At 64.6% G+C, this 24181-nt stretch carries 23 protein-coding genes; 22 read left to right on the top strand and 1 reads right to left on the bottom strand.

The annotated features are described in order from the left end of the window. Positions 1 to 35 precede the first annotated feature (35 nt). The 12 genes from tsaB to EJ067_RS12800 all read left to right on the top strand — a co-directional run bounded on the left by tsaB (position 36) and on the right by EJ067_RS12800 (position 11220). Positions 36 to 767 (top strand): tRNA (adenosine(37)-N6)-threonylcarbamoyltransferase complex dimerization subunit type 1 TsaB, encoded by a 732-nt coding sequence (gene tsaB / locus EJ067_RS12855; protein WP_126086035.1) that lies wholly within the window; start codon positions 36 to 38, stop codon positions 765 to 767. Beyond that, complete coding sequence (rimI, locus tag EJ067_RS12850) at positions 767 to 1261, top strand: ribosomal protein S18-alanine N-acetyltransferase (RefSeq protein WP_126086034.1); 495 nt, start codon at positions 767 to 769, stop codon at positions 1259 to 1261. The genes tsaB and rimI overlap by 1 nt, the downstream gene beginning before the upstream one ends. A gap of 27 nt (positions 1262 to 1288) precedes the next feature. After that, positions 1289 to 2089, top strand: a complete 801-nt coding sequence (locus EJ067_RS12845; RefSeq protein ID WP_126086033.1) for a 1-acyl-sn-glycerol-3-phosphate acyltransferase — start codon at positions 1289 to 1291, stop codon at positions 2087 to 2089. A 262-nt stretch (positions 2090 to 2351) separates the two neighbouring features. Further along, the gene (gene miaB, locus EJ067_RS12840) at positions 2352 to 3653 is read left to right on the top strand and encodes a tRNA (N6-isopentenyl adenosine(37)-C2)-methylthiotransferase MiaB (protein ID WP_245468305.1); all 1302 of its coding nucleotides are present in this window, start codon (positions 2352 to 2354) and stop codon (positions 3651 to 3653) included. 94 nt (positions 3654 to 3747) lie between these two features. Continuing rightward, positions 3748 to 4740: a PhoH family protein gene (locus EJ067_RS12835; RefSeq protein ID WP_245468304.1), complete on the top strand. Its 993-nt coding sequence runs from the start codon at positions 3748 to 3750 to the stop codon at positions 4738 to 4740. A gap of 11 nt (positions 4741 to 4751) precedes the next feature. Further along, positions 4752 to 5249 carry an rRNA maturation RNase YbeY gene (ybeY, locus tag EJ067_RS12830; protein WP_126086030.1) on the top strand — a complete coding sequence of 166 codons (498 nt, stop codon included), beginning with the start codon at positions 4752 to 4754 and terminating at the stop codon, positions 5247 to 5249. Positions 5250 to 5276: 27 nt separating this feature from the next. Beyond that, the gene (locus EJ067_RS12825; protein ID WP_126086029.1) at positions 5277 to 6353 is read left to right on the top strand and encodes a hemolysin family protein; all 1077 of its coding nucleotides are present in this window, start codon (positions 5277 to 5279) and stop codon (positions 6351 to 6353) included. Positions 6354 to 6367: 14 nt separating this feature from the next. Then, positions 6368 to 6838, top strand: coding sequence for a VOC family protein (locus EJ067_RS12820; protein ID WP_126086028.1), 471 nt, complete (start codon positions 6368 to 6370; stop codon positions 6836 to 6838). A gap of 90 nt (positions 6839 to 6928) precedes the next feature. Continuing rightward, the gene (gene lnt / locus EJ067_RS12815) at positions 6929 to 8518 is read left to right on the top strand and encodes an apolipoprotein N-acyltransferase (protein ID WP_126086027.1); all 1590 of its coding nucleotides are present in this window, start codon (positions 6929 to 6931) and stop codon (positions 8516 to 8518) included. Between the two features lie 139 nt (positions 8519 to 8657). Continuing rightward, positions 8658 to 9080, top strand: coding sequence for a helix-turn-helix transcriptional regulator (locus EJ067_RS12810; protein WP_126086026.1), 423 nt, complete (start codon positions 8658 to 8660; stop codon positions 9078 to 9080). A 167-nt stretch (positions 9081 to 9247) separates the two neighbouring features. Then, entirely contained in the window at positions 9248 to 10513 is a 1266-nt protein-coding gene (gene metK, locus EJ067_RS12805; RefSeq protein ID WP_126086025.1) for a methionine adenosyltransferase, read from the top strand. Positions 10514 to 10518: 5 nt separating this feature from the next. Further along, positions 10519 to 11220 carry a tRNA (guanosine(46)-N(7))-methyltransferase TrmB gene (locus EJ067_RS12800; protein ID WP_126086024.1) on the top strand — a complete coding sequence of 234 codons (702 nt, stop codon included), beginning with the start codon at positions 10519 to 10521 and terminating at the stop codon, positions 11218 to 11220. Between the two features lie 45 nt (positions 11221 to 11265). On the opposite strand, the gene EJ067_RS12795 is transcribed toward EJ067_RS12800, so the two are convergent. Then, positions 11266 to 11532 (bottom strand): hypothetical protein, encoded by a 267-nt coding sequence (locus tag EJ067_RS12795; protein WP_126086023.1) that lies wholly within the window; start codon positions 11530 to 11532, stop codon positions 11266 to 11268. A 184-nt stretch (positions 11533 to 11716) separates the two neighbouring features. On the opposite strand from EJ067_RS12795, the gene rimP reads away from it, so the two are divergent. The 10 genes from rimP to EJ067_RS12745 all read left to right on the top strand — a co-directional run bounded on the left by rimP (position 11717) and on the right by EJ067_RS12745 (position 24032). Beyond that, positions 11717 to 12349, top strand: a complete 633-nt coding sequence (rimP, locus tag EJ067_RS12790; RefSeq protein WP_126086022.1) for a ribosome maturation factor RimP — start codon at positions 11717 to 11719, stop codon at positions 12347 to 12349. A gap of 46 nt (positions 12350 to 12395) precedes the next feature. Next, positions 12396 to 13994: a transcription termination factor NusA gene (gene nusA, locus EJ067_RS12785; RefSeq protein WP_126086021.1), complete on the top strand. Its 1599-nt coding sequence runs from the start codon at positions 12396 to 12398 to the stop codon at positions 13992 to 13994. A 32-nt stretch (positions 13995 to 14026) separates the two neighbouring features. Continuing rightward, complete coding sequence (locus EJ067_RS12780) at positions 14027 to 14677, top strand: RNA-binding protein (protein WP_126086020.1); 651 nt, start codon at positions 14027 to 14029, stop codon at positions 14675 to 14677. Continuing rightward, positions 14674 to 17244 (top strand): translation initiation factor IF-2, encoded by a 2571-nt coding sequence (infB, locus tag EJ067_RS12775; RefSeq protein WP_126086019.1) that lies wholly within the window; start codon positions 14674 to 14676, stop codon positions 17242 to 17244. Before EJ067_RS12780 ends, infB begins: the two co-directional genes overlap by 4 nt. Positions 17245 to 17370: 126 nt before the next feature. Next, positions 17371 to 17784, top strand: a complete 414-nt coding sequence (gene rbfA, locus EJ067_RS12770; protein WP_126086018.1) for a 30S ribosome-binding factor RbfA — start codon at positions 17371 to 17373, stop codon at positions 17782 to 17784. Continuing rightward, on the top strand, positions 17785 to 18747 hold the full coding sequence (gene truB, locus EJ067_RS12765) for a tRNA pseudouridine(55) synthase TruB (RefSeq protein ID WP_126086017.1): 963 nt from the start codon (positions 17785 to 17787) through the stop codon (positions 18745 to 18747). A 121-nt stretch (positions 18748 to 18868) separates the two neighbouring features. Continuing rightward, a complete protein-coding gene (gene corA, locus EJ067_RS12760; protein WP_126086016.1) occupies positions 18869 to 19957 on the top strand; it encodes a magnesium/cobalt transporter CorA in 1089 nt (362 codons plus the stop codon). A gap of 148 nt (positions 19958 to 20105) precedes the next feature. Continuing rightward, a complete protein-coding gene (gene rpsO / locus EJ067_RS12755; RefSeq protein ID WP_281058988.1) occupies positions 20106 to 20417 on the top strand; it encodes a 30S ribosomal protein S15 in 312 nt (103 codons plus the stop codon). A gap of 384 nt (positions 20418 to 20801) precedes the next feature. After that, the gene (gene pnp, locus EJ067_RS12750) at positions 20802 to 22952 is read left to right on the top strand and encodes a polyribonucleotide nucleotidyltransferase (protein ID WP_126086015.1); all 2151 of its coding nucleotides are present in this window, start codon (positions 20802 to 20804) and stop codon (positions 22950 to 22952) included. Between the two features lie 69 nt (positions 22953 to 23021). Continuing rightward, entirely contained in the window at positions 23022 to 24032 is a 1011-nt protein-coding gene (locus tag EJ067_RS12745) for a class I SAM-dependent methyltransferase (RefSeq protein ID WP_126086014.1), read from the top strand. Positions 24033 to 24181 lie beyond the last annotated feature (149 nt).

Raw genomic sequence — 24181 nt, 5'->3', positions numbered from 1 at the left:
CGGCCCCATGAAGCTGCCAATATGAAGCTGCCCGTATGAAATTGCTTGCCATCGACTGCGCCGCCAGTCTCTGCGCCGCCTGCGTCTATGACGCCGGCGCGGGCATCGAGCTTGGTCGCCATGTGCTCGACCTCGGCAAGGGGCACGCCGAGCATCTGATGGCCGTCATCGAGGCCGCCTTGAAGGCCGGCGGGATCCGTTATCAGGCGCTGGACGCCGTCGCTGTCTCGATCGGCCCAGGCTCCTTCACCGGCCTGCGCGTCGGCGTGTCGACCGCGCGCGGCCTTGCGCTGGCCCTGAAAATCCCGGCCGTCGGGGTGACGACGCTGGAAGCGCTGGCGGCGGAGGCTGCAAATGCCTTTCCCGGGCGAGACGTGCTTGCCGCGCTCGACGCCGGCCGCGAGGAAATCCATGCCGTTCTTTTCGATAAAGCGTTAGTCTTGACTTACGGTCCATCGGTGGCCACGCTTTCCGATGCGACCGCAATGGCGGTCGATGCGAAAGCAGTCCTTGCCGGCACCGCCGCGCCGCTGATTGCCGCCGCGGCCGGACAGGGTTTCGACATCGGGCCGGCCGTTGCCACGGCGGACATCGCCACCTATGCCCGGCTGGCCGCAGCCAAGGGGGCGGGCGAAAAGCCGAAGCCGCTCTATCTGCGCGGCGCTGACGCCAAGCCGCAGGCCGGCTTCATTCTGCCGAGGCAGGGCCATGAAGCCGGAAAGCCGGATTCTGGAAAAGATCATGGGCCAAAGGGAAAAAAGTCCTGATGCGCATACCTTTCTTTCAGCCGCGCCGCAGGGACTATGCCCTGGAGCCGCTGACGGTTGCCGACAGCGCCGCCATCTCGGTGTTGCATCGCGAGGATTTTGTCCGGCCCTGGACCGATGGTGAGTTTGCGGCGCTGCTCGAGCAGGACACCGTGTTCGGCTACGCCGCGCGCGAGACAGGACAGGGATCGAAACCTCCGGTCGGTTTCGTGCTGGCGCGGCTGGCGGCGGGCGAGGGCGAGATCCTGACCGTTGCCGTGGCCCGCGCGCATCGCCGCCAGGGGCTCGGCTGGCAGTTGATGGATGCGGTGTTGCGCGAACTGCACGCGCAGCGCGCCGAGGCGCTGTTCCTCGAAGTCGACGAGACCAATCAGCCGGCCATCGCGCTCTACCGCAGGCTCGGCTTCCGCCAGGTCGGCCAGCGTCCGAACTACTACCGGTCGACCGAGCACGGCCCGACCGGCGCGCTTGTCATGCGCCGCGATCTTCGCTAGCCAGACGGCGCCACAGGGCGGGAGCGAATGATCAAGAGATTGCGGACTTTCCTGGCGTTCGCCCTTGTCGCCGCCGGCACGCTGGTGCTGGCGCCGCTGCAACTCCTGTCGATGAAGACCAGGCTCTGGCCGGAGACGGTCGTCCTGAGGATCTGGCACGGCATGATCCTCAAGGCGCTGGGCATTCGCGTTCACGTCAAGGGCGCGCTGTCCAGGGAGCGCCCGTTGCTCATCGCGGCCAACCACATCTCCTGGACCGACATCATGGTGCTCGGCTCCTTTGTCGATGTGAAGTTCATCGCCAGGGCAGACATGGCGGGCTGGCCGCTTATCGGCATGCTGTCCAAGCTGCAGCGCACCGTCTTCATCGAGCGCGAGCGCAAGCGCAGCTCCGGCGACCAGGCGAGCGAGATCGCCAGGCGCATGGCCAAGGGCGACGCGATGGTGCTGTTCGCCGAGGGCTCGACCGGCGACGGCAATCTGGTTCTGCCGTTCAAGAGCACCTTGTTCGGCGCGGCCTCGATGGCGATTTCCGAAGGGGCGGCGGAACAGGTGTTCATCCAGCCGGTGGCGATCGCCTATACGCGGGTGCATGGCGTGCCGATGGGCCGCCGCCACCGCCCGATGGCCGCCTGGATCGGCGACCAGGATCTGATGCCGCATCTGAAGGTGCTGCTGGCTGAAGGCGCGGTCGATGCCGAGGTGCATTTCGGCGATCCGGTGCCGTTCGCCAAGGGTTCGAACCGCAAGGAAACGGCGAGATTGATGGAAGCCAAGGTGCGCGAGATGATGCAGGCCGCGCTCGCCGAACCGCGCCCAAGCCGCTGAATCGATGCATGTCGCCCAAAAGTGTGTAGCGGTTTTTGGGGCAACGACATGCACAAAACAAAGTCTGAAGCGCGCCGGCTGAATCCATGCAGCACGACGCGCTTCAGCCAGAATCGTCTGTTTTTTGTCACGGAAAGGCGTTAGAAGCCGGCCGATGGAATTGAACACGATCGAAAGCCACGACATCGGCACGGCCCCCGAGCATGTGGCGAGCCCTGCCCCGGCGGCAAAAAAGGTCTTCGTCAAGACCTATGGCTGCCAGATGAATGTCTACGATTCCCAGCGCATGACCGATGCGCTGGCCGCCGACGGCTATGTCGCGACCGACGCCGTCGAGGACGCCGATCTGGTGCTGCTCAACACCTGCCATATCCGCGAGAAGGCGGCGGAAAAGGTCTATTCCGAGCTTGGCCGCATCCGCGACATGAAGGCCGAGCGCGCCGTGGCCGGGCGCGAGCTGCTGATCGGCGTCGCCGGCTGCGTGGCGCAGGCCGAGGGCGCCGAGATCATCCGCCGCGCGCCAGCGGTCGATCTCGTTATCGGCCCGCAGACCTATCACCGCCTGCCCGATGTGCTGGCGAGGGTCCGCGGCGGCCAGAAGATCGTCGAGACCGACTATGCAATCGAGGACAAGTTCGAGCATCTGCCGCAGCCGAAACGGGCCGAGGTGGCAAAGCGCGGCGTTACCGCCTTCCTCACCGTGCAGGAAGGCTGCGACAAGTTCTGCACCTTCTGCGTCGTGCCCTATACGCGCGGCTCGGAAGTCTCGCGTCCCGTGGCGCAGATCGTCGCCGAGGCCGGGCGCCTCGCCGAGGCCGGCGTGCGCGAGGTGACGTTGCTCGGCCAGAACGTCAATGCGTGGCACGGCGAGGGCGAAAACGGCGAGGAATGGGGCCTCGGACGCCTGCTTTTCCGCCTGGCGGAAATCCCCGGCCTGGCGCGGCTGCGCTATACGACCAGCCATCCGCGCGACATGGATGACGAATTGATCGCCGCGCATCGTGACCTGCCCGCCTTGATGCCCTATCTGCATCTACCAGTGCAGTCTGGCTCCGACCGGATACTGAAGGCGATGAATCGCAGGCATACGGCACGCGACTATCTGACCCTCATCGATCGCATCCGCGCCGCGCGCGGCGACATCGCCATGTCCGGCGACTTCATCGTCGGCTTTCCCGGCGAGACGGAAGCGGATTTCGAGGCGACGCTGAAGCTGGTGCGCGAGGTGAATTACGCCTCGGCCTTCACGTTCAAATATTCGCCGCGTCCCGGCACGCCGGGCGCCGAGATGGACGGCCATGTGTCGGAAGCCGTGAAGGACGAACGGCTGCAGCGCCTGCAGGCGCTGATCAACGAGCAGCAGCGGGCGTTCATCGCCAGCCTGGTCGGCCGCACCGTCGGCACGCTGATCGAGAAGCCCGGCCGGCGTGCCGGTCAGATCGTCGGCCGCTCGCCCTGGCTACAGCCGGTAATTGTTGACGACAAGGCCGGCGGAATCGGTGACATTATCGACGTACGAATCACGAAGACGGGCCCCAACAGCCTGTTCGCCGAGTTGGCCTGATGCATAGCCACAAGCCTCGGCAGATGAGGAGAGACGGTTGAGCGCTGCTGAACTGAAGAATCCGCCCCAGAACCAGGCATCCGGGGCCTCCGACATGGCGCACATCGTACTGACCTTCGACAACAACAAGCTTGCCAGCGCCCTTTACGGCCAGTTCGACGAGAACCTGGCCCGGCTCGAGCAGAAGCTCGGTGTCGACATCCGCTCGCGCGGCAACCAGCTTGCGATCAAAGGCACGGCCTCAGCCGCCGAGCAGGCGCGCCGCGCGCTGGATACACTCTACGGCATTCTGCAGAAAGGCGCAGAGATCGGCCAGTCCGACGTCGACGGCGCGGTGCGCATGGCGATCGCCGCCGACGACCAGCTGACGCTGCCGACCATGGAGCGCAAAGGCAAGGTTTCGGCCGCCCAGATCGCGACGCGCAAGCGCACGATCTATGCCCGCTCGCTCAACCAGGACGCCTATATGCGCGCGCTGGAGCGCTCCGAAATGGTCTTCGGCATCGGCCCGGCCGGCACCGGCAAGACCTATCTGGCGGTGGCGCATGCGGCGATGCTGTTGGAGCGCGGCATGGTCGAGCGCATCGTGCTGTCGCGCCCGGCGGTCGAGGCCGGCGAGCGGCTTGGCTTCCTGCCCGGCGACATGAAGGAGAAGGTCGATCCGTATCTGAGGCCCCTTTACGACGCGCTCTACGACATGATGCCGGCCGACAAGGTCGAGCGGGCGATTGCCGCCGAGGTCATCGAGATCGCGCCTTTGGCCTTCATGCGCGGCCGCACGCTGGCGCATGCGGCGGTGATCCTCGATGAGGCGCAGAACACCACGCCGATGCAGATGAAGATGTTCCTCACCCGTCTCGGCGAGAACTCGCGCATGATCGTCACCGGCGATCCGACCCAGATCGACCTGCCGCCCAACACCAAGTCGGGCCTCGTCGAAGCGCTGCGCATCCTTGACGGCGTGCCGGGCATCGTCACGGTCCGCTTCAACGAGGGCGACGTCGTGCGCCATCCGCTGGTCGCCGAGATCGTCAAGGCCTACGACCGCGACGGCAAGCTGGCCAGAGGGCTCGGCGCCGAAAGCTGATCGAAGGCCAAATGGCTGAAAATCCGGAAACCAGCGGCGAGACGCCGGTCGACATCGATATTTTCGTCGAGGCCGGCGACTGGCCCGCGGAGGCCGAGCTGGAGCGCCTGGTCGATCGGGCGGTCGCCGCCGTCTTTGCCGAGACCGGCGCAAGTGGCGCCTCCGAGCTCAGCATCGTTTTTTCCGACGATGCCCATATCCAGACCCTCAACGCCGAATGGCGCGGCAAGGACAAACCGACCAACGTCTTGTCTTTCCCTGCCTTTTCCTTCCCGAAGGGCGGTGCACTGCCGCCGATGCTGGGCGACATCGTGCTGGCCTCGGAGACGGTCACGCGCGAGGCCGCCCTGGAAGACAAGCCGCTGGCGAACCATATCACCCATCTCGTCATCCATGGCCTGCTGCATCTTCTTGGCCATGATCACGAGACCGACGCCGAGGCCGAGGAGATGGAAGCGATCGAGCGCGCCGCGCTTGCAAGGCTTGCCATTCCCGATCCCTACGCGTAACAAAAAAGACCAATTGACCTGATGGCGATGAACGACAAACCAGAAACTGCCGCCCGTCCGGACGCCGGCAGTGCGGCCAGACCTTCCGAAAAGTCGGAAGAAGGCTCCAGTCCGAGTATTCCCACCGGCAGCGCAGCCGCTGAGCCTTCGCATGCCGGTCCTTCGCTCTTCGATCGCGTGCTCGGCCTGTTCCGGCACCGCAATGGCACCAACCTGCGCGAGGAGATCGCCGACGCGCTGGCCGAGACGGCCACCGATGCCGAATCCTTCTCGCCCGGCGAACGCGCCATGCTCAACAACATCCTGCGGCTGCGCGAAGTGCGCGTCGAGGACGTCATGGTGCCGCGCGCCGACATCGAAGCCGTCGAGATCACCACCAATCTCGGCGATCTGCTTGGCCTCTTCGAGCAATCGGGCCATTCCCGCATGCCGGTCTATTCCGAAACGCTCGACGACCCGCGTGGCATGGTCCATATCCGCGACGTTCTTGCCCACATCACCAAGCTCGCCCGCGTCAAGAAGGGCCGCGCGAACAGGAAGGCGCCGGCGCCGACCGTTCTCGATCTCACCCAGGTCGACCTCGCGCGCACCATCGGCGATCTCGACCTGATCCGCCCGGTCCTGTTCGTGCCGCCGTCGATGCTTGCCTCCGACCTGATGGGACGCATGCAGACGACGCGCACCCAGATGGCGCTGGTCATCGACGAATATGGCGGCACCGACGGCCTTGCCTCGCTGGAGGACATCGTCGAGATGGTCGTCGGCGACATCGAGGACGAGCACGATGACGACGAGCCGATGATCACCCAGACCGGCGACGGCGTGTTCGTCGTCGACGGCAAGGCCGAAATCGACGAGGTCGCCAAGATGATCGGCGAGGATTTCGCCGCCGGCGAGCATGGCGAATATGTCGACACGATCGGCGGCATGATCTTCAACACGCTTGGCCGCGTCCCGGCCAGGGGCGAGGTGGTGCAAGCCATACCGGGCTTCGAGTTCCATGTGCTCGACGCCGATCCGCGCCGCGTCAAGCGGGTGCGCATCGTGCAGAGCCCGAAGGGCGAACGGCAGCGCCGCCGCGCGGCGCGCACCGAGCAAGCCTGATACCGTCGCGCCCCATGCCGGTCGACGATCCGTTCAAGCATGCGGTCCTCGGATCCGGCGTCTTCTATCGAAATCCACGCGCGGCTCTGGCCTGGCTTCAGGGGGCGTTCGGCTTCGAGCCGAGCATGCTGGTGAGCGACGGCGATGGGCGGCCTGTCCATGCCGAAATGCGGTTCGGCGACGGCTACATCATCATCGATTCCGAATGGGCCGAGCACATTGCCAGCCCCGCCTCGGTCGGCGGCAAGAACACCCAATCGGTCTACGTCCGTTTGAGGGAAGACCTCGACGCCCACTGCGAGAAAGCGCGCGTCGCGGGGGCCGAAATCGTCGAGGCGCCCATCGATCACTTCTACGGCGAACGGCAATACCGGGCCCGCGATCCCGAAGGCCATGTCTGGACCTTCACGCAGACCGTGCGCGTTGTGCCCAAAGAAGAGGCCGAGCGGATGAGTGGTCTCAGCATCCAAGGGTGGCACCGATAGAAAGACGTTCCTCAAGTCACCGTCATTTGGAGCATCCGGCCCGGCCTGTTAAATCTCTGGCTCCCTGATTCGCGCGACTTGGGAAGCTAGATGCAGCGCTTTGCCGGCCGGATAATTCTGCTGTGGGGATGGCGGCGGTCGCTGGTCGCGTTTGCCGCGGGAGCGCTCGCGGTTCTTGCCCAGGCTCCTTACGATTTCTTCGCCGTCTGCTTCGTCTCGTTTCCGGTGCTTGTCTGGCTGCTCGACGGCGCCACCGGGGAAGCGTCCGACGGCTGGCTCAAGCGCCTGCGGCCGGCCTTCGCCATCGGCTGGTGGTTCGGCTTCGGCTATTTCCTCGCCGGCCTCTGGTGGATCGGCCAGGCGCTTCTGGTCGAAGCCGACAGCTTCGCCTGGGCCTTGCCCTTCGCCGTGGTCGGGATTCCCTTCGCGCTCGCTTTCTTCTACGGCTTTGCGGCGGTCGCGGCGCGGCTTTTCTGGAGCAGCGACATCGGCCGCATCGCCGCGCTCGCCTTCGGCTTCAGCCTTGCCGAATGGCTGCGCGATTTTCTCTTCACCGGCTTTCCCTGGAATGCCGTCGGCTATGCCGCGATGCCGGTGCCGCTCCTGATGCAGAGCGTGTCGGTGACGGGCATGATCGGCATGAACGCGCTCGCGGTCTTCGTCTTTTCCTTGCCGGCGCTTGTCGCCGCGCGCCGGCATCTGAAGCTGGGCCTTGCCTTGTTCGTCATCCTTGTCGCCGCCGATGTCGGCTTCGGCTATTTCAGGCTCGCCGCCCCGGCCGAGCCGGCCGCCCGCGCGATCGACGTTCGCATCGTCCAGCCAGCCGTCGATCTCAGCGAGAAATGGGATGCCTCGGTGCGCGACCGCATCTTCGCCACGCTGATGGGGATATCGGCCAAGGCGCCGGATGAGGGCCATGCCAGGCCGCAACTGATCCTGTGGCCGGAAACGTCGGTGCCGTTCCTGTTCACGGAGCGTCCGGACGCGCTGACGGCCCTCGGCGATATGTTGACCGATGGCCAGATGCTGATCGCCGGCGTGGTGCGCGAGGAGGGCGGCGCGGGGACTGCCGGCAGCCGTTATTACAATTCCGTGGTGGCGATCAACGACAAGGGCGAGATGGTTGATGCCGTCGACAAGGTGCACCTGGTGCCGTTCGGCGAATATCTGCCTTTCGAGGGTCTGTTCGAACGTTTCGGCATCGGACAACTCGTCGCCGGGCCGATGAATTTCGCCGCCGGCAACGAGCGGCATCCGATTGCGGTGCCGAACGGCCTCAGCGCCGCTCCCTTCATCTGCTACGAGGTCATCTTTCCCGACCTTGTAGCGGTTGACGCCGCGTCATCTGAACTTATTGTGAACGTCACGAACGATGCCTGGTTTGGCGATACGCCAGGCCCGTACCAGCACTTCCGGCAGGCGCAGATTCGCGCGGTGGAGAACGGGTTGCCTTTGTTGCGTGCGGCTAACAACGGCATCTCCGCCGTTGTCGATTCGCGGGGGCGCATCGTCGATGCCTTGGCGGTCGACGCGCGCGGCGCCATCGATGCGCATTTGCCGATTTCCGGGCACGCGCTGCTTTCTGCCGACCAGCGGCGCATTAACGGATTGCTGATCATGTTGCTGTTTGCGCTCATGGCCTTCACATTGAATGTAAGGCAGCGGCTACGGGTGAATTGACAGTCGGCACATTAGAAACTCATACTGTAACGCCTAAAATTTTCTCGAAGTCGGTCGGAGGGGTCTGTTGGGGCAGGTGGCTCCGGCTTCGTTTGGGCGGCAAAAATAGAAAAAGCCGGAAAAATTCGGCGAGGAAAAAATGACAGAAGAGAACAAGAAGAAGCCGAATCCGATCGACATCCATGTCGGGAGTCGTATTCGGCTGCGTCGCAATATGCTTGGAATGAGCCAGGAAAAGCTGGGTGAAAATCTCGGCATCACGTTTCAACAGATCCAGAAATACGAAAAGGGGACGAACCGGGTGGGGGCCAGCCGTCTGCAGGCCATCGCATCCATTCTGAGTGTTCCGGTCGCCTTCTTCTTCGAGGACGCCCCGGGTCAGGAGGCCGGGGCCGGCAATCGGGGATTCGCCGAGGATGCCTCGATGGCGTTCGCCATCGAATTCTGCGGCAGCCCGGAAGGGCTTCAGCTCAATCGTGCCTTCGTCAAGATTCCTGACGTCAAGGTGCGGCGCCGGATCATCGATCTTGTGAAGTCCCTTTCGCCGGACGACGCCGAGTGATTCCAGGCTCATGCTGCCGGGGGTGCCTTGCCGCCGGTGGCACAAGCTGATTGTGCCGAAAGTCATGCCAGATCCGTCGCGCCGCTTGACGAGCGGCGCCCGGCACCGCTAACACGTGGCGCGCCAAAATCGGCAGCCTTGCCGATCTTTTTCAAGAGGGGACACCCGTGACGCGGCAGAACTATCTCTTCACCTCGGAATCCGTCTCCGAGGGCCATCCCGACAAAGTCTGTGACCGTATCTCCGACGAGATCGTCGATCTTGTCTATCGCGAAGCCAGGAAGACGGGCATGGACCCGTGGAAGGTGCGCGTTGCCTGCGAGACGCTGGCCACCACCAACCGCGTCGTCATCGCCGGCGAGGTCAGGGTCCCCGAGACGCTGCTGAAGAAGGACAAGGCCGGCAGCATCCTCAAGGATGCGGCGGGCCACCCGGTCGTCAATCCGGCCAAGTTCAAGTCGGTCGCCCGCAAGGCCATCCGCGAGATCGGCTACGAGCAGGCAGGCTTCCACTGGAAGACGGCCAAGATCGAGGTGCTGCTGCACGGCCAGTCGCCCGACATCGGCCAGGGCGTCGACAATGCTGCCGACCGCCAGGGCGAGGAAGGTGCCGGCGACCAGGGCATCATGTTCGGCTATGCCTGCCGCGAGACGCCCGACTTGATGCCGGCGCCGATCTATTACAGCCACAAGATCCTCGAATTGCTGGCCGCCGCGCGCCATGAAGGCAATGGCGATGCCGGCAGGCTCGGCCCGGATGCCAAGAGCCAGGTCACCGTGCGCTATGCCGACGGCAAGGCTGCGGAAGTGACGCAGATCGTGCTTTCCACCCAGCACCTCGATTCCAGCTGGGATTCCAAGAAGGTGCGCAAGGTCGTCGAGCCGTACATCCGCGAGGCGCTTGGCGATCTCAAGGTCGCCGAGGACTGCAACTGGTATATCAACCCGACCGGCAAGTTCGTGATCGGCGGTCCCGACGGCGACGCCGGCCTTACCGGCCGCAAGATCATCGTCGACACCTATGGCGGCGCGGCCCCCCATGGCGGCGGCGCCTTCTCCGGCAAGGACACCACCAAGGTCGACCGCTCGGCCGCCTATGCGGCGCGTTATCTCGCCAAGAACGTTGTCGCGGCCAAGCTCGCCGACCGCTGCACCATCCAACTGTCCTACGCCATCGGCGTCGCCCAGCCGCTGTCGGTCTATGTCGACCTGCACGGCACCGGTAGGGTCGACGAGGCCAGGCTCGAGGGAGCTCTGCGTCAGGTGATGGACCTGTCGCCTTCTGGCATCCGCCGTCATCTCGACCTCAACAAGCCGATCTACGCCAAGACCTCGTCTTATGGCCATTTCGGCCGCAAGGCCGGCCGCGACGGTTCCTTCTCCTGGGAGAAGACGGACCTCGCCAAGGCGCTCAAGGACGCGGTCGCCGCCTGACGCCAGTGGACCCGAAGGACCGGCCGAGCCGCGCGACCGAAGCATTTTTCGGCCGCCGGCACGGCAAGACCATTCGTCCGCAGCAGGCCGCGGCGCTGGAGAGCGGCCTGCGCGCCTACAGGCTCGACCTGGCGGCGGAGCCACCGGCGGACCTCGGAATGCTATTCGAGGCAAAGGTCTCAGCCGTTCAGCTCGAGATCGGCTTCGGCGGCGGCGAACATCTGTTGCACCGCGCGACGGAAGCGCCGGCGACGGGCTTTATCGGCGTCGAGCCCTTCGTCAACGGCATGGCCAAGATGATGACCGCGCTCGCCAAGGCGCCGCTCGCCAATCTCAGGGTCTATGACGACGACGCCACGCGCCTGCTCGACTGGCTGCCGCCGGCCTCGCTCGACGGCATCGATCTGCTTTATCCCGATCCATGGCCGAAGAAGAAGCACTGGAAGCGGCGCTTCGTAAGCCCTGCCAACCTCGACCGGTTCGCCCGGGTGCTGAAGGCGGGCGGCAGATTCCGCTTCGCCTCCGACATCGACAGCTATGTGAACTGGACGCTGCTCGCTTGCCGCGCCAATGGCAGCTTCGCCTGGCAGGCCAGCGAGGCCGCCGGCTGGCAAACGCCCTATGAGGGCTGGCCCGGCACGCGCTATGAGGCAAAGGCGATCCGCGAGGGACGGCGGCCGGCTTATCTGACCTTTATCCGGACGTAGCTCGAAATCTTTCAAGAGGGCGGCAAGCGCCCTGTTGTCCGCGGCTCAGAACCGACCGATCCTGTCGAAAGCGGTCGGGTCGATGCCGAGCTTCTTCAGGTCGCTGCGGCGCGGCTTGCGGCCGGCCTCGACGGCTCGCGACGCGGCAGCGGCGCTGCCGAATGTCGTCAGAAAATCACCGATTAGGAAAAACAATCCACGGTCCATGACGAATACCTTCGCGCGCCGCCGCGCGCGACCTTCTTTTTGCGTTGCAGCATAAATGGGTGCTGGCAAACTGGAATCACAGAGGTGCCGGCGCATGGCCGCCATGCTCGGCACGCAACGCTGCCACCTCCTGCGCGACTTTGCCTGCTGGCATCGTCAGGCTTGAAACGCTGGCCGGGATCGTCTATATCAGCCTCAAATTCTTGGTCGGTATGACGAAGAGTGGGTCCACCCGGTCCCGCTCTTTTTTGTTACCTGCCGGCCGGAGCGACAAAGCGACAGGAAGTTTATGACCGCAGCGGCAAACGAAGCCGACGACCGCATCATCCGCGAGAGCGGCATCGATGCGCGCATTGCGCTGATCGTGCAGCCGGTGCTCAAGGCCATCGGTTTCCGCCTCGTGCGGGTGCATCTGACCGGACAGAACGGGCTGACGCTGCAGATCATGGCCGAGCGCGACGACGGCACCATGACTGTCGAGGACTGCGAGGAGGTCAGCCGCGCCGTGTCGCCGGCGCTCGATGTCGAAGATCCGATCGAAAAGGCGTATCATCTCGAAGTGTCGTCGCCGGGCATCGACCGGCCGCTGGTGCGCAAGTCGGATTTCACCACCTGGACCGGCCATCTGGTCAAGATGGAGACCTCGGTCCTCATCGGCGACCGCAAGCGTTTCAAGGGCAAGATTGCCGAGGCGGACGCCGACGGCATATTGCTGGAGCGCGACAAGGCGGCCTATGGCGAAGAGCCGACTGTGCGCGTGCCCTATGATGCGATCGCCGAGGCGCGGCTGGTGCTGACCGACGATCTTATCCGCGAGGCCCTGTCGAAGGACAACAGGGCCCGCAAGGAAGCAAAAAAACGCCGGGGCGAAGCGGAAGATGCCGCCGCCGGCGAAGGAAACGAAACAGAACAGGAAAGTTGATTGAGTTTTCGGGCCGCGAGCCCGGAGCGAAGTCGGGAGAAAGACAATGGTTGTAAGCGCCAACAGGCTCGAACTGCTGCAGATCGCCGATGCGGTCGCGCGTGAAAAGTCGATCGACAAGTCGATCGTCATCGCCGCCATGGCCGATGCGATCCAGAAGGCGGCGCGTTCGCGTTACGGTCAGGAAACCAATATCCGCGCCGACATCAATCCCAACACGGGAGAGATGAAGCTGCAGCGGCTGATGGAAGTGGTTGAGAAGGTCGAGGATTACGCCACGCAGATCGCTCTTTCGACCGCGCGCGAGCGCAACCCCGACGCCCAGCTTGGCGACTTCATCGCCGAACAGCTGCCGCCGATGGATTTCGGCCGCATCGCCGCCCAGTCGGCCAAGCAGGTCATCGTCCAGAAGGTGCGCGAGGCCGAGCGCGATCGTCAGTATGACGAGTACAAGGACCGCATCGGCGAGATCGTCAACGGCACCGTCAAGCGCGTCGAATACGGCAACGTCATCGTCGACCTGGGCCGCGGCGAGGCGATCATCCGCCGCGACGAGCTCATCCCGCGCGAGAACTACAAATATGGCGACCGCGTCCGCGCCTATGTCTATGACGTGCGCCGCGAGCAGCGCGGCCCGCAGATCTTCCTGTCGCGCACACATCCGCAGTTCATGGCCAAGCTCTTCACCATGGAAGTGCCGGAGATCTACGACGGCATCATCGAGATCAAGTCGGTCGCCCGCGACCCGGGCTCGCGTGCCAAGATCGCCGTCATCTCGCGCGATTCTTCCATCGATCCGGTCGGTGCCTGCGTCGGCATGCGCGGCAGCCGCGTCCAGGCGGTCGTCGGCGAGCTGCAGGGCGAGAAGATCGACATCATTCCGTGGTCGCCTTCGGCCGCCTCCTTCATCGTCAACGCGCTGCAGCCGGCCGAGGTCGCCAAGGTGGTGCTCGACGAGGATGCCGAGCGCATCGAGGTGGTGGTGCCGGACGACCAGCTGTCGCTGGCCATCGGCCGCCGCGGCCAGAATGTTCGCCTCGCCTCGCAGCTCACCGGCTGGGACATCGACATCCTGACCGAGCAGGAGGAGAGCGAGCGTCGCCAGAAGGAATTCGTCGAACGTTCGGCGCTGTTCATGGAAGCCCTCGACGTCGACGAGATGGTCGGCCAGGTGCTTGCCTCCGAAGGCTTCACCAGCGTCGAGGAAGTCGCCTATGTCGACTCGGGCGAAATCTCCTCGATCGACGGTTTCGACGAGGACACCGCGTCCGAAATCCAGTCGCGCGCCCGCGAATATCTCGAGAAGATCGAGGCTGAGCACGACGAGAAGCGCAAGGCGCTCGGCGTCGAGGACGAATTGCGCGAGATCCCCGGCATCACCACGGCCATGATGGTGACGCTTGGCGAGGACGGCGTGAAGACGATCGAGGATTTCGCCGGCTATGCCGTCGACGATCTGATCGGCTGGAAGGAACGCAAGGACGGCGAGACCAAGGTATTTCCGGGCGTGCTCGCCGATCACGGCGTTTCGCGCGCCGAAGCCGAAGAGATGGTGCTGGCGGCTCGCAAGAAGGCCGGCTGGATCTCCGAGGAAGAATCGGCCGCTGAGGAAGAAGCGGCTGCCGGCGAAACCGTCGGTGCGTGAGGTGAACGCGCATCGCAAAGCCCGTGGACGAGATGAACGATCGCACCTGCATCGTTACGCGCAGGCAGGCCGACGCGGATGAGCTGATCCGTTTCGTCGTCGGCCCGGATTCGGCCGTCGTTCCAGACATCAAGAGGAATCTGCCCGGCCGCGGTTGCTGGGTCACCGCCGATCGCCTACATATCGACAAGGCTGCGGCGAAGAATCTGTTTGCCCGGGCCTTCAAGGCGCAGGTCGATGTTCCCGCCGATCTCGGCGGCATGGTCGACGGGCTGCTTTCCAGATCCGCTCTGGGTATGTTGGGTCTTGCTCGCAAGGCCGGAGCGGTCGTTCTCGGCGCCGCAAAGGTGGAGGCCGCCGTGCGCGACGGGCAGGCGCTCCTCGTGCTGCACGCGACCGAGGCCTCGGACGACGGTGTGCGCAAGATCAGTCAGGCGCGGCGGGCAACCGTCCATCTCGGCGGCCCCGCCATCCTTGCCTACAAACTTTTCCCCGAGGCCGAGTTGAGCTTGGCATTGGGGGGTACAAATGTGATACATGCTGCCGTCCTCGCGCAGGACGCGGGAAAGGCGGTTGAGAAGCGCATGGTCGCGCTCGACCGGTATCGGGGCGGAACCCCGGACGATTTGGCAATGCTTGCGGCCGTTGCCGACGAAGATGATGCCGCAGAGGATATGGAATGAACGATACGAAATCGGGCGACGACAAGACGTTGAGCGTTACGCCGAAGAAGACCTTGACGCTGAAGCGTCCCGGCCTGGAGCAGGGCACCGTGCGCCAGAATTTCTCGCACGGACGCACCAAGTCGGTCGTGGTCGAGACCAAGAAGCGCAAGTTCTCGCTGCCCGGCGACAAGCCGGAGCCGGTGGCGCCGTCCGTCTTCGCGCCGAAGCCCGCGGCCGCGGCACCCGCGCCTGCCGTGCAGGAAGCGCCGAAGGCGCCGCCGCCGCCGGAACGCTCGGGCATGGTGCTGAACGAATTGTCGCGCGGCGAGATGGAAGCGCGCCGCAAGGCGCTTGAGGGTTCCAAGGCACGTGAGATCGAGGACCGTCAGCGCGCTCAGGAAGAGAGCAAGCGCCGCGCCGAGGAAGAAGAACGGCGCAAGCGCGAGCGTGAGGAATCCGCGCGCCGCCAGGCCGAGGAAGAAGCGCGCCTCCAGGCCGAGGCCGAGTCCCGCCGCCGCGCCGAGGAAGAGGCCCGCCGCCGCGCGCCGCAGGCCGCGGATACCGCCACGGCCGACGAGGAGGAGGAGGCCAAGCCGAGGCGTACTGGAGCCGGTAGCGGTGCCGGTGCACCCGCCCGCCGCCTCGCCACGCCCGAAGTGGCGCGTCCGGCCAAGCCCACCAAGGGCGAGGAAGACCGCCGCCGCGGCAAGCTGACGCTGAATTCGGCGCTGTCGGATGAGGACGCCCGTGGTCGTTCGCTGTCGTCGATGCGCCGCCGTCAGGAGAAGTTCAAACGCGCGATGCACAACGAGCCGCGCGAGAAAGTCATGCGTGAAGTGATCCTGCCCGAAACCATCACCATCCAGGAACTGGCGCAGCGCATGTCCGAGCGCGCCGTGGACGTTGTCAAGTTCTTCATGAAGCAGGGCCAGATCCTGAAGCCGGGCGACGTCATCGACGCCGACACGGCCGAACTGGTCGCTTCGGAGTTCGGCCATACGGTTCGCCGCGTCGCCGAGTCCGACATCGAGGAAGGCCTGTTCAATATCGCCGACCGTCCGGAAGATCTGGTGTCGCGTCCGCCCGTGGTGACCATCATGGGCCATGTCGACCACGGCAAGACCTCGCTGCTCGACGCCATCCGCAACGCCAATGTCGTCTCCGGCGAGGCCGGCGGCATCACCCAGCACATCGGCGCCTACCAGGTCGAGAAGAACGGCCAGAAGATCACCTTCATCGACACGCCCGGCCACGCCGCCTTCACGGCGATGCGCGCCCGCGGCGCCCAGGTCACCGACATCGCCGTGCTGGTGGTGGCGGCCGACGACAGCGTGATGCCGCAGACGATCGAATCGATCAATCACGCCAAGGCGGCAGGCGTGCCGATCATCGTGGCGATCAACAAGATCGATAAGCGCGACGCCGACCCGCAGAAGGTGCGTGCGGAGCTTCTGCGCCATGAAGTGTTCGTCGAATCGATGGGCGGCGAGGTGCTGGACGTCGAGGTGTCGGCAACCAAGGGCACCAATATCGACAAGCTGCTCGAGGCGATCCTGCTGCAGGCCGAAATCCTCGACCTCAAGGCCAACCCCGACCGTACCGCCGAAGGCGCGGTCATCGAGGCCAAGCTCGACAAGGGTCGTGGTCCTGTCGCCACCGTTCTGGTGCAGACCGGCACGCTGATGCCGGGCGACATCCTGGTGGCCGGCAACGAGTGGGGCCGTGTCCGCGCGCTCGTCAACGATCGTGGCGAGCATGTGCCGGAAGCCTCGCCGGCAACGCCGGTCGAGGTGCTTGGCCTCCAGGGCACGCCGCAGGCGGGCGACCGTTTCGCCGTCGTCAACAACGAGGCCCGAGCCCGCGAGATCACCGAGTACCGCCAACGCCTGGCGCGCGAGAAGGCGGTGGCCAAGCATGCCGGCCAGCGCGGCTCGCTCGAGCAGATGATGTCGCAGTTGCAGACGAGCGGGCTCAAGGAATTCCCGCTGGTCATCAAGGGCGACGTGCAGGGCTCGATCGAGGCGATCAATGCCGCGCTCGAAAAGCTCGGCAACGACGAGGTGCGGGCGCGGATCGTCCATTCGGGCGCCGGCGGCATCACCGAAAGCGACGTGTCGCTTGCCGAGACCTCGGGTGCTGCGATCATCGGCTTCAACGTCCGCGCCAACGCGCAGGCGCGTACGGCCGCTGCCGCTGCCGGTATCGAGATCCGCTACTACTCGATCATCTACAACCTCGTCGATGACGTGAAGGCGGCGCTTTCCGGCATGCTCTCGCCGGAGCGGCGCGAGACCTTCATCGGCAATGCCGAGATCCTCGAGATCTTCGACATCTCCAAGGTCGGCAAGATCGCCGGCTGCCGCGTTACCGAAGGCAAGGTCGAGCGTGGCGCGGGCGTGCGCCTGATCCGCGACAATGTCGTCGTGCACGAAGGCACGCTGAAGACGCTGAAGCGCTTCAAGGACGAAGTCTCTGAAGTGCCGGGCGGCCAGGAATGCGGCATGGCCTTCCAGAACTACGAGGACATGCGCGTCGGCGACGTCATCGAGTGCTTCCGCGTCGAGATGGTGAGCAGGACGCTCTAAATTCGGATATACTTGCCGGAATGACCCCGGGCGGCGGCCGAAAGGCTGCCGCCCAAAGCCTTATTTCATATTTGAGACATGTGGCGCGGTCCTATCCCGCGCTTCACGATTTCAGGATTGAAGAAAATGTCCCGTTCGACAACATCAGGCCCCTCCCAGCGCATGCTGCGCGTCGGCGAGCAGGTGCGCCATGCCCTGTCCGAAACCCTGCAGCGCGGCGAGATCATCGATCCGGTGATCGAGAACGCGGTCGTCTCGGTCTCCGAGGTGCGCATGTCGCCCGACCTCAAGATCGCCACCGCTTTCGTTTCGCCGCTCGGCGTCGGCGACGCCGATGCCGTGGTCGGGGCCCTCAACAAACACGCGAAATTCGTCCGCGGTCGCGTCTCCGGCGCGCTCAGGCAGATGAAGTACATGCCGGAGATTCGCTTCCGGCTCGACACGTCCTTCGACAATTTCGCCAGGATCAACGAACTGCTGAAATCGCCCGAAGTCGCGCGCGACCTCGACGACCAGGATAACGACAAGGACGAAGAATAAGTGGCGCGTCGCGGCAAGAAGAAGGGCAGGCCGGTTTCCGGCTGGGTGGTGCTGGACAAGCCGGTCGGCATGGGCTCGACCGAAGCGGTCTCCAAGATCAAATGGCTGTTCCAGGCGGAGAAGGCCGGCCACGCCGGCACGCTCGATCCGCTCGCTTCCGGCATGCTGCCGATCGCGCTCGGCGAGGCGACCAAGACCGTGCCTTATGTGCAGGACGGCGCCAAGGTCTACCGCTTCACCGTCGCCTGGGGCGAGGAGCGCTCGACCGACGACCTCGAAGGGCCGGTGACGAACAGCTCCGACCGGCGCCCGGCCGAGGCCGAGGTGAGGGCGCTGCTGCCGGAATACACCGGCATCATCATGCAGACGCCGCCGCAATTCTCGGCCATAAAGATCGCCGGCGAACGCGCCTACGACCTTGCCCGCGACGGCGAGACCGTCGAAATTCCCGCCCGCGAGATCGAGATCGGCCGTTTGGACATCGTCGAGCATGGCGCCGATAAGACCGTCTTCGAGGTCGAATGCGGCAAAGGCACCTATGTGCGTTCGCTTGCGCGCGACATGGGCCGCGATCTGGGCTGCTTCGGCCATATCGCCGAACTGCGCCGCGTCGAGGTCGAGCCGTTCACGGCGGACGATTTCGTCACCGTCGCCGAGCTCGAAGCCGCGCGCTTCGGCGGCAGGGCCGATGAGAATTCTGGCGAGGAAGCCGAGGCGCCGGCCGATTTCGGTGCCATCGATCAGCTGCTGGTCGATACCGCCGCGGCGCTCGACTGCCTGCCGCAGGTCGCCGTCAGCGACGACGCGGCGACCAAGATCCGCCTCGGCAACCCCGTCATCATTCGCGGCCGCGATGCGCCGGTCGAGGCCGAGGAGGCCTGCGCCACCGCGCGCGGCAAGCTCGTCGCCATCGGCGCCATCGAGCAGGGCATGTTCAAGCCCAAGCGCGTCTTTGTCGGGTAAGTCTCCTCTAAAGCCTTGAATCTGCGCTTGGTCCTTTCTGAAAACCGATTCCGGTCGGCGACGTCATGCGTTAGTTTCAGTGCGAGACTCAGGCTGACGGGCGCTCGGCGTCGAGGGATACATGGCTGACAGCGACAGGAAACGGGCGCCGTTGAAAACCCGCCGGCCGCCAGTTGGAGCTTCGCCTGGCACCTTGATCGCCGATCCGGCGGCGCGGCGCAGCGAGCTCAGGCTGACGCTGATCTCGCCCGAAAAATTCAAGACCATCGACAATGCCAGCATCGACGAGCTCAACGCCCATTGCGAAAAATGGCCGCTCGTCTGGCTGGACTGCACCGGACTTGCCAACATCCCGCTGATCGAGGAGATCGGCCGGATTTTCAACCTGCATCCGCTGGCGTTGGAGGATGTCGTCAACACCGGCCAGCGGCCGAAGGTGGATTTCTTCGAGGACCATGCCTTCGTCGCCATGCGCATGATCGACGATGTCACCGCGCACCGCTACGAGCAGATCGCGGTGTTCTTCGGCAAGAGCTTCGTCGTCACCTTCCAGGAGCGCGAAGGCGATCCGTTCGACCCCGTGCGCAAGCGCATCGCGGCGGCCATGCCCAACCGGCTGCGCTCGCGCAGCGCCGACTATCTCGCCTATGCGCTAATCGACGCCATCGTCGACAGCTATTTCCCGCCGATCGAGGCGGCGAGCGAATTGGTCGACGGCATCGAGGACCAGATGCTGAACACGCCGCACAAGCATCAGATGCGGCAGCTGCACGAGTTGCGGCGGGACGCCAATGTGCTGAAGGGAGTGCTGTGGCCGATGCGCGATGCGCTGGCGACGCTGATCCGCAACGACGTTCCCTTTGTAACGGCAGAGACCAAGATCTTCTTCAACGACACGCTCGACCATGCGCTGCGGCTGATCGAGCTGGTCGAGAACCAGCGCGACATGCTGACCGGCCTGATCGAGATGCATCTGTCGCTGACCCAGGCGCGTACCAACGACGTCATCTCCTATCTGACGATCGTCTCGGTGATCTTCATGCCGCTTACCTTCCTTGTCGGTGTCTGGGGCATGAATTTCGAGCCGGAAAGCTCGCCCTGGAACATGCCGGAGCTGAAGGCTTACTACGGCTACCCGGCGGCACTTTTGTTCATGCTGGTCGTCGCCGTCGGGCTCGTCGCCTTCTTCAAATGGAAGAAGTGGCTGTAGCGGGCGGAACCCTCTGTTTTTGCGGCAAGACCTGCGACAAGCCGGCTCGACGATTAGGCTGGCGTTTTGCAGGAAATTGCACTATATGCGCCGCAGCTTCGCGCCCTGACGCGTCGCTTGCACCGGCCCCTGCTGGACGACATCCCGGCTGTGGGCGTCCCGTTTCCTCGAACAGATAAGGAAAAACACGATGTCGATTACTGCCGATCGCAAGAAGGAATTGATGACTGAATTCGCAACCGCCAAGGGCGATACCGGGTCCCCGGAAGTCCAGGTTGCCATCCTTTCCGAGCGCATCAAGAACCTGACGGAGCACTTCAAGGACCACAAGAAGGATAACCATTCCCGCCGTGGTTTGCTTGCTCTCGTTTCCCAGCGCCGCAGCCTGCTTGACTACCTCAAGCGCAAGGATGACGCGCGCTATCAGACGCTGATCGACAAGCTCGGTCTGCGTCGCTGACGAATTGACCGGCGGGCTCTCTGCGGAGAGCCCGCCGGTCGCGCATTGGCGCATCGGCTGGTCCGGTGTCTCGATGCTGAGAATGGAGCGCGAAGCGCTCTCGAAATTCGCATTCGCGCAGGGCGCGTTCCGGAAACAGGGATTTTCGGCGTCATGCGCAAGGCCGGCCGACCGGTCGGCCAGACCTGGTTCCGAAAGTGCAGAGGGCCATTCGGAACCGCCCGTGGACGGTCATGGGGCAGGATTGCAGGATGCTCGCTCGGCAATACGCCGGATTATCGAGCTTCCCGTTGTCTTGCCCGTGGCTGCCCGAAGGAAGCCAGGAAAGGGATGCCCCGCGACCGTTGAGACGGCGCGGCCCTTTCCGCATATGAAGGACAAGATATGTTCAATCATCACAAAGTGGAAATCGAATGGGGCGGCCGTCCGCTCATCCTGGAAACCGGCAAGATCGCCCGCCAGGCTGACGGTGCCGTGCTCGCCACCTACGGCGAGACCGTGGTTCTCGCCACCGTCGTTTCGATGAAGGAACCGAAGCCCGGCCTCGATTTCTTCCCGCTCACCGTCAACTACCAGGAAAAGACCTATGCCGCCGGCAAGATCCCGGGCGGCTATTTCAAGCGCGAGGGCCGCCCGAGCGAGAAGGAAACGCTGGTTTCCCGTCTGATCGACCGCCCGATCCGCCCGCTGTTTGCTGACGGCTACAAGAACGATACCCAGATCGTCGTCACCGTCGTCCAGCACGATCTCGAGAACGATCCGGACATCCTGTCGATCGTCGCCACCTCGGCTGCGCTCACGCTCTCCGGTGTGCCGTTCATGGGCCCGATCGGCGGCGCCCGCGTCGGCTACATCAACGGCGAATATGTGCTCAACCCGCATATCGACGAAATGGAGGAATCGAAGCTCGACCTCGTCGTCGCCGGCACCGCAGACGCCGTGCTGATGGTCGAATCCGAGGCCAAGGAGCTGAGCGAGGACCTGATGCTCGGTGCCGTCGTGTTCGGCCACAACAGCTTCCAGCCGGTGATCGAGGCGATCATCAAGCTGGCCGAGGTCGCCGCCAAGGAGCCGCGCGACTTCACTGCTCCGGACTATTCCGAGCTCGAAGGCGAGATGCTGAAGATCGTCGGGGACGAGCTGCGCGAGGCCTACAAGATCACCGACAAGCAGTCGCGCTACGCCGCCGTCGACGCCGTCAAGGCGAAGGTCAAGGCAGCGTTCGCGCCGGCCGAAGGCGAGGAAGCAAAGTACGCCTCCGAACAGATCGGCAGCGTCTTCAAGGAGCTCCAGGCCAAGGTGGTGCGCTGGAACATCCTCGACACTGGCTCGCGCATCGACGGCCGTGACCTGAAGACCGTGCGCAAGATCGTCTCCGAGGTCGGCGTCCTGCCGCGTACCCATGGTTCGGCGCTGTTTACCCGCGGCGAGACCCAGGCGCTGGTCGTCGCCACGCTCGGCACCGGCGAGGACGAGCAGTATGTCGACTCGCTGACCGGCATGTACAAGGAGAAGTTCCTCCTCCACTACAACTTCCCGCCCTATTCGGTCGGTGAAACCGGCCGCATGGGCTCGCCCGGCCGTCGCGAGATCGGTCACGGCAAGCTTGCCTGGCGTGCGATCCGCCCGATGCTGCCCTCCGCCGACCAGTTCCCCTATACGCTGCGCGTCGTCTCGGAGATCACCGAGTCCAACGGCTCGTCGTCGATGGCGACCGTCTGCGGCACCTCGCTGGCGCTGATGGATGCCGGCGTGCCGATCGCCAAGCCGGTGGCCGGCATCGCCATGGGCCTGATCAAGGAAGGCGAACGCTTCGCCGTGCTCTCCGACATCCTCGGCGACGAGGATCACCTCGGCGACATGGACTTCAAGGTCGCCGGCACCGCCAATGGCGTCACCTCGCTGCAGATGGACATCAAGATCGATGGCATCACCGAGGAGATCATGGGGATCGCGCTCGGCCAGGCCAAGGACGGCCGCCTGCATATCCTCGGCGAGATGGCGCATGCGATTTCTTCCTCGCGCGCCGAGCTTGGTGAGTTCGCGCCGCGCATCGAGGTCATGCATATCCCGACCGACAAGATCCGCGACGTCATCGGCTCTGGCGGCAAGGTGATCCGCGAGATCGTCGAGAAGACCGGCGCCAAGATCAACATCGAGGACGACGGCACGGTCAAGATCGCTTCGGCCAACGCCAAGGAGATCGAGGCTGCGAAGAAGTGGATCCACACCATCGTTGCCGAGCCGGAAGTCGGCGAGATCTACGAGGGCACCGTCGTCAAGACGGCCGACTTCGGCGCCTTCGTCAACTTCTTCGGCCCGCGCGACGGCCTCGTCCACATCTCGCAGCTCGCCAATGAGCGCGTCGCCAAGACCTCCGACGTCGTCAAGGAAGGCGACAAGGTTTGGGTCAAGCTGATGGGCTTCGACGAGCGCGGCAAGGTTCGCCTGTCGATGAAGGTCGTCGACCAGGCGACCGGCAAGGAAATCGTTCAGGAGAAGAAGAAGCCGGAAGGCGAGGAAGACGCCGCCTGATCGGTCTGACTGGATAGTTGAACGGGCGCGCCGCGAGGTCGCGCCCGTTTTTGTTTCAAGGGCATGTGAATGGTCGCAGAGCCGCTGAAGACGTTGTTTCATCCCTTCGAGGCCGAGACGCTCCCTCTGCCGGGGCGGGACGCTCGCGTGCTGTTCCTGGGGGCCGAACCCGGTTTCCGCTTACCCGACGGTTTCGATGGCGCGCTGCATCTCGTGCAAGGCTTCCGGCCGCATTTTCGCGCCCTGCAGGCGACAGGCCACAGGGTTACGCCGCGAGCGGAAGCCTCCGGGTTCGATACCGCCCTGGTGCTGGCCGGCCGGCATCGCGGCCAGAACGAGCTGCGCATCGCCGAGGCGATCGAGCGCGTGGCACCGGGCGGGCTGATCGTCGTCGCCGGCGGCAAGGAGGACGGCATCGACAGCCTGCGCAAGCGCGTCGATGCGCTGGCGCCGCTGGAAGCCCACCTGCCGAAACATCACGGCGTCGCCTTCTGGTTCCGCCAGGCCGGAACGGATGCGGCCCGCGCGCTTCGCGTCGCCAATCCCGATCTGGTCGTTGCGGGCCGCTTCCGCACCGCGCCCGGCATGTTTTCCTTCGATCGCGTCGACGCCGGCTCGAAGCTTCTGCTGGACAGCCTGCCGCGGGGCCTTGCGGGCAACGTCGCCGATTTCTGCGCCGGCTGGGGTTATCTGGCGGCGGAGGTCTCGGAACGCTCGCCGGACCTCTCCGGTCTCGATCTCTACGAGGCGGATTTCGAGGCCCTGGAGGCGGCGAAGGTCAATGTCCGCGCAGCCGTGGCCGCGCCGCGTTTCTTCTGGACCGACCTGGTGTCGGAAACGGTCGAGCGGCGCTATGACGCGATCGTCATGAACCCGCCGTTCCACAGCGGCCGGGCTGCCGAGCCGGGCATCGGCTCAGGCATGATCCGTGCGGCGTCGAAGGCGCTGAAACCAGGTGGGCGCCTGTTCATGGTGGCGAACCGGCAGTTGCCCTACGAACAGGTGCTGGCGGGAGCCTTCTCAAGCCACGCCGAGATCGCGCGCGACGGCATGTTCAAGGTGTTTTCGGCGCGGCGATAAAAGCAATTCCAGGAAAAGTGTGAAGCGGTTTTCCGCCCGGAATTGCGTCAAGGAAGAACACAATTCCAGGAAAAGTGTGAAGCGGTTTTCCGTCCGGAATTGCGTCAAGGAAGAACACAATTCCAGGAAAAGTGTGAAGCGGTTTTCCG

The sequence above is a fragment of the Mesorhizobium sp. M1D.F.Ca.ET.043.01.1.1 genome (assembly GCF_003952385.1).
Classification (GTDB): Bacteria; Pseudomonadota; Alphaproteobacteria; order Rhizobiales; family Rhizobiaceae; genus Mesorhizobium.
The sequence above is the reverse complement of the archived record's forward strand: the minus strand, read 5'-3'. Positions and strand labels throughout refer to the sequence as shown.

Coding starts and splice junctions, on each gene's coding strand:
- corA (WP_126086016.1), top strand. CDS start 18,869: ATGGCTGACAGCGACAGGAAACGGGCGCCGTTGAAAACCCGCCGGCCG.
- ybeY (WP_126086030.1), top strand. CDS start 4,752: ATGGCTGAAAATCCGGAAACCAGCGGCGAGACGCCGGTCGACATCGAT.
- EJ067_RS12835 (WP_245468304.1), top strand. CDS start 3,748: ATGGCGCACATCGTACTGACCTTCGACAACAACAAGCTTGCCAGCGCC.
- rimI (WP_126086034.1), top strand. CDS start 767: ATGCGCATACCTTTCTTTCAGCCGCGCCGCAGGGACTATGCCCTGGAG.
- nusA (WP_126086021.1), top strand. CDS start 12,396: ATGGTTGTAAGCGCCAACAGGCTCGAACTGCTGCAGATCGCCGATGCG.
- infB (WP_126086019.1), top strand. CDS start 14,674: ATGAACGATACGAAATCGGGCGACGACAAGACGTTGAGCGTTACGCCG.
- miaB (WP_245468305.1), top strand. CDS start 2,352: ATGAATGTCTACGATTCCCAGCGCATGACCGATGCGCTGGCCGCCGAC.
- EJ067_RS12845 (WP_126086033.1), top strand. CDS start 1,289: ATGATCAAGAGATTGCGGACTTTCCTGGCGTTCGCCCTTGTCGCCGCC.
- EJ067_RS12795 (WP_126086023.1), bottom strand. CDS start 11,532: ATGGCGGCCATGCGCCGGCACCTCTGTGATTCCAGTTTGCCAGCACCC.
- EJ067_RS12745 (WP_126086014.1), top strand. CDS start 23,022: ATGGTCGCAGAGCCGCTGAAGACGTTGTTTCATCCCTTCGAGGCCGAG.
- EJ067_RS12820 (WP_126086028.1), top strand. CDS start 6,368: ATGCCGGTCGACGATCCGTTCAAGCATGCGGTCCTCGGATCCGGCGTC.
- lnt (WP_126086027.1), top strand. CDS start 6,929: ATGCAGCGCTTTGCCGGCCGGATAATTCTGCTGTGGGGATGGCGGCGG.
- EJ067_RS12780 (WP_126086020.1), top strand. CDS start 14,027: ATGAACGATCGCACCTGCATCGTTACGCGCAGGCAGGCCGACGCGGAT.
- rimP (WP_126086022.1), top strand. CDS start 11,717: ATGACCGCAGCGGCAAACGAAGCCGACGACCGCATCATCCGCGAGAGC.
- rbfA (WP_126086018.1), top strand. CDS start 17,371: ATGTCCCGTTCGACAACATCAGGCCCCTCCCAGCGCATGCTGCGCGTC.
- EJ067_RS12810 (WP_126086026.1), top strand. CDS start 8,658: ATGACAGAAGAGAACAAGAAGAAGCCGAATCCGATCGACATCCATGTC.
- tsaB (WP_126086035.1), top strand. CDS start 36: ATGAAATTGCTTGCCATCGACTGCGCCGCCAGTCTCTGCGCCGCCTGC.
- EJ067_RS12825 (WP_126086029.1), top strand. CDS start 5,277: ATGAACGACAAACCAGAAACTGCCGCCCGTCCGGACGCCGGCAGTGCG.
- pnp (WP_126086015.1), top strand. CDS start 20,802: ATGTTCAATCATCACAAAGTGGAAATCGAATGGGGCGGCCGTCCGCTC.